The sequence below is a fragment of the Brevibacterium sp. 50QC2O2 genome, assembly GCF_024580675.1.
Taxonomy (GTDB): Bacteria; Actinomycetota; Actinomycetes; order Actinomycetales; family Brevibacteriaceae; genus Brevibacterium; species Brevibacterium moorei.
Window position 1 is genome coordinate 247,529 of the sequence record NZ_JANIJZ010000001.1, and the last position, 12,460, is coordinate 259,988.

The 12,460-nt window shown below is 68.1% G+C and carries 8 protein-coding genes; 5 read left to right on the forward strand and 3 right to left on the reverse strand.

Annotated features, from left to right (window positions below; all coding sequences use genetic code 11):
• Positions 1 to 9: 9 nt before the first annotated feature.
• Positions 10 to 1,803, reverse strand: coding sequence for a hypothetical protein (locus NQ038_RS01025; protein ID WP_257061507.1), 1,794 nt, complete (start codon positions 1,801 to 1,803; stop codon positions 10 to 12).
• 153 nt (positions 1,804 to 1,956) lie between these two features.
• Between NQ038_RS01025 and NQ038_RS01030 the strand changes: the two genes are divergently transcribed.
• From NQ038_RS01030 to NQ038_RS01040, 3 genes are read left to right on the forward strand one after another with little or no spacing between them, the layout of a single operon-like run.
• Entirely contained in the window at positions 1,957 to 3,576 is a 1,620-nt protein-coding gene (locus NQ038_RS01030; RefSeq protein ID WP_257047981.1) for a carboxyl transferase domain-containing protein, read from the forward strand.
• Positions 3,577 to 3,581: 5 nt separating this feature from the next.
• Positions 3,582 to 5,603 carry a biotin carboxylase N-terminal domain-containing protein gene (locus NQ038_RS01035; protein ID WP_257047982.1) on the forward strand — a complete coding sequence of 674 codons (2,022 nt, stop codon included), beginning with the start codon at positions 3,582 to 3,584 and terminating at the stop codon, positions 5,601 to 5,603.
• A gap of 2 nt (positions 5,604 to 5,605) precedes the next feature.
• Positions 5,606 to 6,826 (forward strand): acyl-CoA dehydrogenase family protein, encoded by a 1,221-nt coding sequence (locus tag NQ038_RS01040; RefSeq protein ID WP_257047983.1) that lies wholly within the window; start codon positions 5,606 to 5,608, stop codon positions 6,824 to 6,826.
• Positions 6,827 to 6,904: 78 nt separating this feature from the next.
• Here the strand turns inward: NQ038_RS01040 and NQ038_RS01045 are convergent, their stop codons facing one another.
• Complete coding sequence (locus tag NQ038_RS01045; RefSeq protein WP_257047985.1) at positions 6,905 to 8,695, reverse strand: phosphatase PAP2 family protein; 1,791 nt, start codon at positions 8,693 to 8,695, stop codon at positions 6,905 to 6,907.
• A gap of 252 nt (positions 8,696 to 8,947) precedes the next feature.
• Between NQ038_RS01045 and cls the strand changes: the two genes are divergently transcribed.
• Complete coding sequence (gene cls / locus NQ038_RS01050; protein WP_257047987.1) at positions 8,948 to 10,456, forward strand: cardiolipin synthase; 1,509 nt, start codon at positions 8,948 to 8,950, stop codon at positions 10,454 to 10,456.
• Between the two features lie 19 nt (positions 10,457 to 10,475).
• Here the strand turns inward: cls and NQ038_RS01055 are convergent, their stop codons facing one another.
• On the reverse strand, positions 10,476 to 11,276 hold the full coding sequence (locus NQ038_RS01055) for an HAD-IIA family hydrolase (RefSeq protein ID WP_257048028.1): 801 nt from the start codon (positions 11,274 to 11,276) through the stop codon (positions 10,476 to 10,478).
• Positions 11,277 to 11,466: 190 nt separating this feature from the next.
• On the opposite strand from NQ038_RS01055, the gene NQ038_RS01060 reads away from it, so the two are divergent.
• Positions 11,467 to 12,459 (forward strand): ABC transporter substrate-binding protein, encoded by a 993-nt coding sequence (locus NQ038_RS01060; RefSeq protein ID WP_257047989.1) that lies wholly within the window; start codon positions 11,467 to 11,469, stop codon positions 12,457 to 12,459.
• The last annotated feature ends 1 nt before the right edge of the window (position 12,460 follow it).

The window sequence follows — 12,460 nt, forward strand, 5'->3', positions numbered from 1 at the left end:
GCAGCCCGCTCAGTGACGGGGGTTGCGGCGGGGCCGACGCACCAGGTGTCCCAGCCAGGCCCTGGTCACCGCGTTGACCACCAGCAATGCCACGCAGGCGTAGACCAGACCCGGCACCGCCACCGCGCGGTAGGCGGAGAGCGAGAAGCCGCCGGTCGTCGCGGACACTACGGTGCTCAGGGTCCGCCACCCGAAGTGTCCATGGGGGAACGATCCCAGGAGGTTCCGTGGGAACTGGTCGGAGGTGATCTGCTCGATGAACCACCAGCCGGGCACCAGCGGCAGGATGCCGAAGGCACTGCTGAGTGCGCACATGACCAGGCTGATACTGAGGAACCCTCCGATGGTTCGCCCGAACACCGCGTCGATGGCCAGCACCGACCAGGCCGTGAGCGTGGCGACCACCAGGCACACGATCACGCACAGGAGTGAGGCGATGAGCGGGGTGAAACCGCCCAGCAGTTGTCCGCCGGTGTTCGCGAAGCCCCCGGACCAATTGCCCAGATAGCCCAGCAGAGCCCACACCCCCAGCAGGGCGAGGGTGAGGATGCCGACCGTGCCCAGGCTCAGCAGCTGTTTGGCGCCGAACGCGGTACGCGGATCGACCTGTGTGTCGACCCGCGCGTCGACTGCTGCCAGTTCGCGGGTGGCCGGACCGGACTCATGCCCCGCTTCGAGAGCACCGGGGGCGGTTTCGTGTTCGGGCTCGGAGGCGTCGGGGGCGGCCTCGTACCCACCGTATGTGCGGCGGACCCTACGGCGCACCAGCCAGGCCGAGGCGAAGCCCGCGGTCAGCGCACCGGCCACGAGCAGCAGCGGTAGGGCGCTGCGGAAGGCCAGCGTGAGCGAGTCGGCGTGCTGCTCGGGCGAGACGGTGATCGGTTCGCCGTCCTGTCCCTGCGCACCGGGCGTTACGGTATCGGACGTTTCGGTGCCGGATGTCGTCGTGCCGCTTGTGGGTGCCGCTCTGTGCCCGCCGGCCACGACAGCGGCGTCCGCGCTGGGACCCGTATTCGCACGCGCCGGCCCTGCGACCTTCTTCACCGTGAAGTCATAGGCCTGTTCGAAGGCGTTGTAGCGGGCCGTCCGGTCGGCCTTGCATTCGACGTTCGGCTTGTCGATGACGCCGGCACAATCCCATTTCAGCGCGATCAGGCGGATTTCCTTCTGGCTCTCCCGCAGGGCCGGGGCGATTGTGTCCTTCCGATACGCATCCAGGTCGAAGCCGTCCTCGGCTCGGGCATCCGGCCCGGCCAGCAGGTCCATATGGTGCGTGTAGGCCTGCGGATAACGTTCTTGTCGAGAGACTCGGTCGATCGTCTCCGTCATCGTGTCGGTAAAGCCCTTGGGGAAGACGAGCGCGGCGGCCACACTGCCATCGGCCACCAGCTTCCTGGCCTGCTTCGGCTTGACGACGGTGACCTCGGTCCTGCCCGCCGGCTGGGCCTTCAGCTTATCCGCGAAGGTCTGGGAGAAATTCCTCCACTGGGGCTTCGCATCCATGGTGGACAGCTCCCGCTGTTCATCGTCGATGCCCACCGCGACCCGGTAGTGCCCGGCCGCGTGGTCCTTTCCGCCGGTGCCGTTCCCGCCATCCCGGCCGGCCTGCTGAGTGTGCCCGGCCGCGGCGGCCGCCTGGTCACGGGCATCGTTGCGGATCTTCGCATCGGCCCGGAACGTGGTCAGCGGAATGTAGAGCAGGGCCAGCAACACCATGACGATGAGCGAGGCGGCCAGTGGAATAAGCGCGCTGCGGATACGATTCGCGAATATCTGACGCAGGAGGCCGCTGGATGAACGCATATATCCAACTTTATGTGCTCGTCTCCTGTGTGCTGTTGGCAGCGGTATCGGTCGTCTCCCGACGAACTGGCCTAGACTCGGGACCAGGAGCCCACCGCACGACAGGCACGGGCCCCTGCACATACCTGGACACACCCTCGTACAGGAGAGTCAATGAAGACCCTGGGGACATCGGTGGACACCCACGATCCGGCCGTCAAGGCCAGGCGGGCCGCCCACACCACACTCATCGAAGCACTGCGCACACGCCTGGAGGCCACCGCGCGCGGCGGCGGCGAACGGTCGCGGCAGCGCCATCTGGACCGCGGCAAACTCCTCCCGCGCGAGCGCGTGGAACGGCTGTTGGATCCCGGCGCGCCCTTCCTTGAACTGAGCCCACTGGCCGCCAACGGAATGTACGCAGACGCCTCACCGGGCGCCGGCATCATCACCGGGCTGGGCCGGGTCGCCGGGCGGATCTGCGTGATCGTGGCCAATGACGCTACCGTCAAGGGCGGGACCTACTACCCGATGACCGTCAAGAAGCACCTGCGCGCCCAGGAAGTGGCCCTGGCCAACCGGCTGCCGTGCATCTACCTGGTCGACTCAGGCGGAGCGAACCTGCCCAACCAGGACGAAGTGTTCCCCGACCGGGACCACTTCGGCCGGATCTTCTACAACCAAGCCACCCTGTCGGCCGCCGGCGTCCCCCAGCTGGCCGCGGTCCTGGGCTCGTGCACCGCCGGCGGCGCCTACGTCCCCGCGATGAGCGACGAGACCATCATCGTGGGCGACCAGGGCACGATCTTCCTCGGCGGCCCGCCCCTGGTCAAGGCCGCCACCGGCGAGGACGTCACTGCCGAGGACCTGGGCGGCGGCGCCCTGCACTCGCGCGTCTCCGGCGTCACCGACCACCTGGCGGCGAACGACGGACACGCACTGGAGATCATGCGCGACATCGTCTCCACCCTGGCGCCCCAGGACGCCCCCGCCTGGCAGCGCACCACCCCGCAGCCCCCGGCGGCCGATCCGGAGGAACTCACCGCCGTCGTCCCCGCCGACCTGAAAACCCCCTACGACGTGCGCGAGGTCATCGCCCGCCTGGTCGACGGCAGTAGCTTCCACGAATTCAAAGCCGAATACGGCACCACCCTGGTCACCGGCTTCGCCCACCTGGACGGCCACCCCGTGGGAATCGTGGCCAACAACGGCGTGCTGTTCGGCGAATCCGCACTCAAGGGCGCCCACTTCATCCAACTGTGCGATCAGCGCGACACCCCGCTGATCTTCCTGCAGAACATCACCGGCTTCATGGTCGGCCGCGACTACGAAGCCGGCGGTATCGCCAAACACGGCGCCAAAATGGTCAACGCCGTGGCCTGCGCACGCGTCCCCAAACTCACCGTCATCATCGGCGGATCCTTCGGCGCGGGCAACTACGCCATGTGCGGGCGCGCCTACGACCCCCGCTTCCTGTGGATCTGGCCCCACGCCCGGATCTCCGTGATGGGCGGGGAACAGGCCGCCGGAGTGCTCACCACCGTCAAACGCGCCCAACTGGAAGCCCGCGGCGAAACCCTCGACCCCGCCGCCGAGGCCGCCCTGCGCCAACCCACCCTCGACCAGTACGAACACCAGGGCGACCCCTACTACTCGACCGCCCGACTCTGGGACGACGGCATCATCGAACCCGCCCAGACCCGCCAGGTCCTGGCCCTGGCGCTCGAAGCCTGCCGCCACACCCCACTGACCAGACCGGGCAACGCCCCCGGCTACGGCATCTTCAGGATGTGACCGCCATGTTCCACACAGTGCTCATCGCCAACCGCGGGGAAATCGCCCTGCGCGTCATCACCACCTGCCGCCGCCTGGGCGTGCGCACCGTCGCCGTCTACTCCGACGCCGACGCCGAGGCCGCCCACACCCGGGCCGCGGACCTCGCCGTGCGCCTCGGCCCGGCCCCGGCCAAGGACTCCTACCTCGACATCGCCAAGGTCATCGCCGCGGCCCGGGCCACCGGCGCCCAGGCGATCCACCCCGGCTACGGCTTCCTGTCCGAGAACGCCGACTTCGCCCGCGCCTGCGAAGACGCCGGAATCGTGTTCCTGGGACCCGACTCCACCGCGATCGAAACCATGGGGGACAAGATCGCGGCCAAACAGGCCGTCGCCGCCCGAGGCGTCCCCCTGGTCCCCGGTGTGGCCCGGGCCGGGCTGAGCGATGCCCAACTGGCCGCCGCAGCCATGGACATCGGCCTGCCCGTGCTCATCAAACCCTCCGCCGGCGGAGGCGGCAAGGGCATGCACGCCGTCCACCACGAAGCCGAACTGCTGCCCGCCCTGGCCGCCGCCCGTCGCGAGGCCGCAGCCGGCTTCGGCGACGACACCCTGTTCCTTGAACGCCTCATCGCCCACCCCCGCCACATCGAAGTGCAGATCCTGGCAGACTCCCACGGCACCGTCATCCACCTGGGCGAACGCGAATGCTCCCTGCAGCGCCGCCACCAGAAGGTGATCGAAGAAGCACCCTCGGCCCTGCTCGACCCCGGCACCCGCGCCAGAATCGGCGAGGCCGCCCGCCAGACCGCCCTGGCCGTGGGCTACCGCGGCGCGGGCACCGTCGAATTCATCCTCAGCGCCGATCGGCCCGAAGAGTTCTTCTTCATGGAGATGAACACCCGCCTCCAGGTCGAACACCCCGTCACCGAAGAGGTCACCGGCCTGGACCTGGTCGAACAGATGCTGCTCATCGGCGCAGGCGAACCCCTGCACATCACCCAGGACCAGGTGGACCTGCACGGCCACGCGATCGAGGCGCGCATCTACGCCGAGGACCCCGCCCGCGGCTTCCTGCCCACCGGCGGCCGCGCCCTCGACGTCTGCCTGCCCGCGGCCACCGCCTTCACCCGGGCCTCGGCCCAGTCCCAGGGCAACGGCATCCGCGTCGACGCGGGACTGAGTGCGGGCCAGCCGATCGTCTCCGCCTACGACCCGATGATCGCCAAGGTCATCGCCCACGGCCCCGACCGCGCCACCGCCCTGGCTCGGCTGGACTACGCGCTCGCCGGCTGTGCGATACCCGGCATCACGACCAATATCGACTTCCTGCGCAAGCTGTTGACCAGGGACGATGTCCGCGCCGGAGACCTGACGACGGAAATCATCGACGGTCTTTCCGCTACGGAACTCGAACACGCGCCCGGGCCGATCGACCGCCTGTTCGCGGCCGCCGCGGTGGTGTCCACGGGCGGTGGGGCCGGGGCCGATCCCGCCTGGGACGGGGAACTCGCCCCGCCCGCTCCGGTGAAGGCCGGCGCATGGGACCGGCCCACCGGCTGGCGGTTGGGCCGCCCGCCGCACACCACGGTGCCGCTCCTGGAATCCGGGGAACCGGTGGCGGTCGACTATCCGTACCCGGACCTCGGCGCTGCGACGGCCACCCCCGGCTGGTCGATGACGGTCGACGGGGTGCGCCACACCGCGCGGATCTGGGCCAGGTCCGCCGATCGCCAGATCTGGGTGGCGAGTGAGCGCGGCGTCTATTCCTTCGTCCGGCCCACCGCGGACGCGAATCTTGATCCGGGTACCGTCGGGGCCGAACTCACCGCGCCGATGCCGGGTTCGGTGATCGCCGTCCACGCCGCCGACGGCGCACAGGTCACGGCGGGGCAGGCCCTGCTGGTGGTCGAGGCGATGAAGATGGAACACGTGCTCACCGCCCCCGTGGACGGGGTGCTGGCACTCGAGACGGTGCCAGGGGCCCAGGTGGCCCTGGACGAGGTACTGGCACGGGTCGTGCCGGAAACACAGAGCGAGGAGTAGTCATGGCCATCAGCTTCACCCCGGGAATGCTGCCGGAGGAGTACGAGTCCCTGCGCAGGTCCGTCGCCGATTTCGCGGACGCCGAGGTCGCGCCGGTCAGCGCCGAACTGGACCGGGCACACGCCTTCCCCTACGAACTGGTCGCCAAAATGGGCGATATGGGCCTGTTCGGACTGCCGTTCCCGGAGGAGTACGGGGGCATGGGCGGGGACTACTTCGCCCTGTGCCTGGCGATCGAGGAATTAGCGCGGGTCAACCAGTCCCTGGCCATCACCCTGGAGGCGGGCGTCTCATTGGGGGCGATGCCGATCCACCGCTTCGGCACGGACGCACAGCGCGCCGAACTGTTGCCACAGGTGATCGACGGGCGCGGCCTGGCGGCCTTCGGACTGACCGAGCCCGAGGCCGGTTCGGACGCCGGCGGCACCCGCACCCGGGCGGTCCTGACCCCCGGCTCGGGCGGGCAGGACGGCACGCCCGGTTCACCCACCGGCGGCGGCACGTGGACGATCGACGGGGCGAAGTGCTTCATCACGAACTCGGGCACCTCGATCACGAAGTTCGTCACCGTCACGGCGGTCACCGGCACCCGCACCGCAGCCGACGGCTCCCCGCGCCCGGAGATCTCCACCCTCATCGTGCCCTCCGGCACCCCCGGCTTCACCGTGGAGCCGGCCTACGACAAGGTCGGCTGGAACTCCTCGGACACCCACCCACTGACCTTCGCAGGGGTCAACGTGCCAGAGGGGAACCTGCTGGGACAGCGTGGGCGCGGGTACGCGAACTTCCTGCGGATCCTCGACGAGGGCAGGATCGCCGTGGCCGCGCTCGCAGTGGGCGCCGCGCAGGGCTGCCTCGACGAATCGGTGCGCTATGCGCGCGAACGCACCGCCTTCGGCCGGCCGATCGGGGACTACCAGGGCATGTCGTTCAAGATCGCGCGGATGGCGGCCCGGACGCAGACTGCCCGGGCCGCCTATTATGCGGCGGCCTCGCGGATGCTGGCCGGCCTGCCGTTCAAAACGGAGGCGGCCATTGCGAAGCTGGTGGCGGGCGAGGCCGCCATGGACAATGCGCGCGATGCCACGCAGGTCCACGGCGGGTACGGCTTCATGAACGAGTCCCCGGTCGCCCGCCACTACCGGGACTCGAAGGTCCTGGAGATCGGCGAGGGCACGACGGAGGTGCAGCTGATGTTGATCGGCCGGGAGCTGGGCCTGTAGCCCGCCGCAGGGCCTGGCCGCCGCACGCTATTACCCGCGCCCCGTATTACCGGTGCGCTGGATGAGCGTTGCCCGGTATCACCGGTGCGCGGCGGCCCGGTTCCGGCGCCTGCGGACCGTCAGCAGTACCGTGGCCCCGCCGATCACCAGCACCGCTCCGATGCCCACCGGTAGTCCGAGTTCGGTGCCGGTCGTGGGCAGTGCGCCGGTGTCCTCGCCACCGCCGGCGTTGTCACCCGCGGAGCCGCCGTCCCCGCTTGCGTCCCCGCCGGGAGCGGGCGCCGCGGTCGTCGCACTGGGCGCACTGGGCGAATCGCTGGGCTCGGTCGAGGCGCTCGGCCGGCCGGCGGTCACCACCGAGGCCGCCGGCTGGCCGGGCTCGACCTTCGTGACGGTGCCGGCCTCGTCGAGCGTGACCTTCGCGCTCTGCGCTGCGGGCAGGTCGATCCGGGCCCATCCCCTGGAACTGGAATCGAGCGGGTAGCCGGCCGGGGCCTCGGTCGCGGCCAGCACCGCGGTGCGCTGTTCCTCGTTGAGCTCGGGGAAGGTCGTGACCAGGAGGTTCGCAGCACCCGCCGGCACCCTGGGTGCCTCGTCCGCGGTCCGGGTTCCACCCGTATAGCTCGTCGCCCGGTCGAATCCGTAGGTCATGCGCTCCCTGTACACCTGCAGAGCGCTGCTGCGGTCGGTCACCGGGACGGTGGCGACGGCGTCGGTGAAGGCATTGGCGTATCCGCCGGTGCCATTGGCCTTGGTTGCGGTGATGCACGCGGCCAGAGTGTCCCCGTGGCCGTCGGCCTCGCACCTGTCGGTCAGGTAGTCGACCAGCTGTTTGCGGGCCGGCTGCAGCGTGTTCTCGATGTACTTCGCATCCAGGGTCGCCGCGGTGTGGGCATGGCCCAGGATCCGGCCGCCGATCACATCGAGTGGGTAGTGCACGCCGAGCGCGATGCGGTTGTTGCCGGCTTCCGATCCGCGCGTGGCGATCTCGGGTCCCAGCTCCGGCAACAGGACTGCCAGCAGCAGTGTCTCCTCATAGGCGAATGTGGTGTGCCCGGATGGGAACGCCTGTGAGATGCCCTCGGCCATGCCGTTGTAGTCGGCGGTGTGCTTCCTGCCGTGGGCGTCGGTCCAGTCGGCGATCCGCGCGGTTTCGAGGTCGGGGGCCAACCCACGCAGGTCGTTCTCGTTCTTCTGCCCCGCGAAGCCACGGTCGCTTAAGAATGGGCGCGGATAGTTGAAGTACGGCTTCGCCGCGCCGGTCGACGACTCGGCCAGAACTCCGTCGAACGCCTTCGCGGCCCGGTCCAGTTCGCCGCCTTCGACGCCCTCGCTGAAGTATTCGGCGAGCACGGGTCCGAGCGAGTCCGGCAGGGTCTCTTTCCAGTCGTAGTCGGCATCGACCAGCGCGCGGTGCGCCTGTTCCGTGTCCTTGGCCGCCCGGGTGTTGATCTTCTTGTACAGGTCGTCATTGGCGCCCAGGATCGGGGCACCGTGTGCGGTTACGCTGCCACGGAAGCCGGTTTCCCGCTTGGTGTCGGCGGTGCTGTCGTCGTAGACCAGCGGTGTCCAGTAGTCGTCGAATTCCCGCATGAGTTCGACGTTCTCGTCGACCTTGGCCGCCTTCGCCGTGGGCTCGGCCGGGGCCCCGGCTGTGGACGGGGGCGCGGTGGGCGCCTTCGTCGAAGTGGTGGCGTCGGCCGTCGGAGCGGTGGCGGTGTCCGTCGCCGTGCTCGTGTGCGAGGGCGTGTCGCCGGGCGCGGCGGTTCCCAGTCCGGCGGCAGTGGCGGGGACGGCCGTTCCTGCGAACATGATTCCGACGGTGGTTCCGATGGCCGCGATGCGTTTGGCCGAGTGCGGGGTGAGCATATGAGCATCCTCTTCTGTGGGAGTGGGCCAGCCCGCCGGCCGGTGCACGGCGGCTGCGTGGACACGCTACGACCGGCGGGTTAAGCGCACGGGGAGCACAAGGTGAACCGCGGGTGAACTATAACGTGGGAATACTGTGTGTGGTGGAATCACCATGCATCGGGACTGCCACGGGTGCACGCTTCCGCCCCCTTGGAATGCGAACCTGCGGCCGGGCGCATTCATGGCCGCTGCGGATGCGAAGATAGCAGGGTGGATCTCTTCGCTCTGCTGCCGTCCGGCCTCGAATCCGCCTCGATCTTCACCATCACGACCCTGATAGCGGAATACGTGGTCAAGATCGTGGCGATCGGCGTCGTTCCCGAAGACCGCAAACCGGGTTCGGGGACCGCCTGGCTGCTGGTCATCCTGTTCCTGCCCGTGGTGGGAATCCCATTGTTCCTGCTCATCGGCAATCCGTACATCAACCGGCGCCGGCAGCGGATCCAGGCACGGTCGAACGCGATCATGAAGCTGGGCACGGAGGACGTCCCCGACTATCCGGTCCAGCTGGAAGCCGCGATGCGCGCGGACCCGGCCCTGGCCTCGATCGTGGGGATGTCGCGCAGGTTGACCAGCCTGCCGATGGTCGCGGGAGTCAACCACGGACTGTCCGGGGACTACGAGGGCAATATCCGCCGGATGGCGGCGGCCGTCGACGCGGCAGACGACTACGTCTTCTGCGGAATCTACATCATGGCCCGCGATGCCACGACCGAAGTCTTCTTCGCAGCGCTGGAGCGGGCGGCGGCCCGCGGGGTCGAGGTCAAGGTGCTGTTCGACCACATCGGTTCGCGCAAGTACCCCGGTTTCAAGCAGTTGGGCCGTTCGCTGTCGGCCGCCGGCATCGAATGGCATCTGACCCTGCCGTTCATCCCGTGGCGCGGGCATCTGCGGCGGATCGACCTGCGCAATCACCGCAAGCTGCTGGTGGTCGACGGGCAGCGGGGCTTCATGGGCTCGCTCAATATGATCGATTCGAGCTATCTGCTGCAGAAGAACGTGCGGGTCGGCAGGCATTGGAACGACGTGCTGGTCGAGCTGTCGGGGGAGATCGTCGCGGAACTCGAAGCCGTGTTCGCCACCGACTGGTTCTCCGAATCGGGCGAGGAGATCGGGATCCGCGAGTACCGTCCGACCCAGGGCGCCGAGGCCGCCATGGGCGGGCAGGACAACGCCCTGCAGCTGATCCCCTCGGGACCGGGCTACCGGACGGAGCCCAATCTGCGGGCGTTCACCGCGCTGATCAACAATGCGCTGGACAATGTCAGGATCGTCAGCCCCTACTTCGTCCCGGATGAATCGATCCTGGCCGCGATCGTCACCGCCTGCTACCGCGGTGTGCGGGTGGAACTCTACGTCAGCGAAAAGGCCGATCAGTTCATGGTCGATTACGCCCAGTCCTCGTACTATCAGGCGCTGTTGGACGCGGGCGTGCACATCTATCTGTTCCCCAAGCCCGCGGTGCTGCACACAAAGGCCTTCACGATCGACGACCGAATCGCGGTTGTCGGATCGTCGAATATGGACATGCGCTCGTTCGGGTTGAACTATGAGATCAGCCTGCTGGCCTTCGCCGGCGATCTGGTCGCGCAGACCGTGGAGATCATCGACGGCTACCAGGCGAAGTCACGGCGCCTGATGCGGCCAGAATGGCACCACCGGCCCTACTGGCGGCGTTACCTGGAATCGGTCTTCCGGCTCACCTCGGCCCTGCAGTAGGGACTACCTCGAATCGGGACTACTGCGCAGCCGGTGGTGCGGCCGCCAGGGCCTGGGCCAGTTCGTCTACCCCGCCGACCACATGATCGGGACGGAAGGGGAAAGTGTCGACGTCGCGGCGGGAGCTGATGCCCGAAAGGACCAGGAAGGTGTGCAGTCCGGCCTCCATGCCGGCCATGATGTCTGTGTCCATCCGGTCGCCGATCATCGCGGTGGACTTCGAATGGGCCCCGATCTTGTTCAGGGCCGAGCGGAACATCATGGGATTGGGCTTGCCCACCACATAGGGCTCGGCGCCCGTGGCCTTCGTGATGAGACTGGTGATCGCGCCGGTGGCCGGCAGGATGCCCTCGGGGGAGGGGCCTGTGGCATCCGGGTTCGTGGCGATGAACCTGGCGCCGCGGGAGATCAGACGGATCGCCTTGGTGATCGCCTCGAAGGAATAGGTGTGCGTCTCCCCGACGACTACGAAGTCGGGATCCGCTTCGGTCATGATGAAGCCGGCGTCGTGCAGGGCGGTGGTCAGTCCGACCTCGCCGACGACGAAGGCGGAGCCGCCGGGGGCCTGATTGGCCAAGAAATCCGCGGTGGCCAGAGCCGAGGTCCAGATCCGTTCCTCCGGAACGTCCAGGCCCATGCCGTGCAGGCGGGCCGCCAGATCACGCGCGGTGTAGATCGAATTGTTCGTCAGCACCAGGAAGGGCGTGTCGTTGACCCGCCACTGCGCCAGCAGTTCGGCCGCACCCGGCAGTGCCTGTTGTTCGCTGACCAGGACCCCGTCCATATCGGTCAGCCAGCATTCGATGTTCTCGATCCCCATAGTCCCCATGGCCTCCAGCCTAGTGGACGTGCGCCACCGGTGGATTGCCCACGGGTGAATGCCGGGTGGACTGGTGAGCGTCGGATGGACCGCTGGGCGGGCGCGGGAGTGGACAAGTGCGCGGGCCGAAACATTGTCCGAGTAACATTTCCCGTGTCCCTCTCCATATATTCAACTCTTCAGGGGTGCCATGTTCACAACGCAGCGTTTCAGCCGTCCGTCCGACCGCGTCGCCGGTCGTCATCATCGGTCGAACCGCCGACACGCGATGAGCCTGGCAGCCGTCGTGGCAGCCGGCTCTCTGCTGCTGACCGCCTGCGGTGGTTCCGAGGGCGACAGCGGTGACACCAGCGCCGGCGACTCCGACATTCCGAAGGTCGAGTCCCTGGACAAGGTCGCCAAGGACGATGCGCTGGCCAAGCGCCTGCCCAAGAAGATCGCCGACCGCGGCACGCTGGTCGTCGGTTCGGATACGACCTTCCCGCCGGCGGAGTTCCTGGCGGGCAAGGACGGCCAGACCGCAGTGGGCAACGAGGTCGACATGTCCAAGGCGATCGCGGCCAAGCTGGGTCTGAAGCTTGACTTCCAGTCCTCGAGCTTCGACGCGATCCTGCCGGGCATCGGCAGCAAGTACGACCTGGGCTATTCGTCGTTCAACATCACCAAGAAGCGCCTGCAGGCCGTGGACTTCGTGTCCGCCTCCCAGGGAGGCACGACCCTGCTGGTCAAGAAGGGCAATCCCGACGGGCTGAAGTTCGACAATCTGTGCGGGCACAACATCGCCGTGCAGATCGGGACCACGCAGCAGGACGACACCGAGAAGATGAGCAAGAAGTGCACGGACGCCGGTGAGAAGGCCCTCAACGTCACCCCGCTCAAGATCACCACGGATGCCGTGACCCGCCTGTCGGGCGGCACCGTCGACGGCGTGCTGTCGGGGACCTCGACCCTGGGCTATGCCGCGACGCAGTCGCATGGCGCGCTGGAGACCATCGACGATGTCTACGCCACCGCGCAGACCGGCATCGCGGTGGATAAGAAGGACAAGGAATGGTCCAAGCTGTTGGCCGACACGATGAACGCGCTGATCAAGGACGGCACCTACGGTGACGTCATGAAAGCCTGGGGCCAGGAGGCCTCCATCATCAAGAAGTCCGAAGTCAACCCGGCGACGGACCTGTGAT

Excerpts from the sequence above, each read along its gene's own strand:
- NQ038_RS01025 (WP_257061507.1), bottom strand. The coding sequence starts at position 1,803 with ATGCGTTCATCCAGCGGCCTCCTGCGTCAGATATTCGCGAATCGTATC.
- NQ038_RS01030 (WP_257047981.1), top strand. The coding sequence starts at position 1,957 with ATGAAGACCCTGGGGACATCGGTGGACACCCACGATCCGGCCGTCAAG.
- NQ038_RS01035 (WP_257047982.1), top strand. The coding sequence starts at position 3,582 with ATGTTCCACACAGTGCTCATCGCCAACCGCGGGGAAATCGCCCTGCGC.
- NQ038_RS01040 (WP_257047983.1), top strand. The coding sequence starts at position 5,606 with ATGGCCATCAGCTTCACCCCGGGAATGCTGCCGGAGGAGTACGAGTCC.
- NQ038_RS01045 (WP_257047985.1), bottom strand. The coding sequence starts at position 8,695 with ATGCTCACCCCGCACTCGGCCAAACGCATCGCGGCCATCGGAACCACC.
- NQ038_RS01055 (WP_257048028.1), bottom strand. The coding sequence starts at position 11,276 with ATGGGGATCGAGAACATCGAATGCTGGCTGACCGATATGGACGGGGTC.
- NQ038_RS01060 (WP_257047989.1), top strand. The coding sequence starts at position 11,467 with ATGTTCACAACGCAGCGTTTCAGCCGTCCGTCCGACCGCGTCGCCGGT.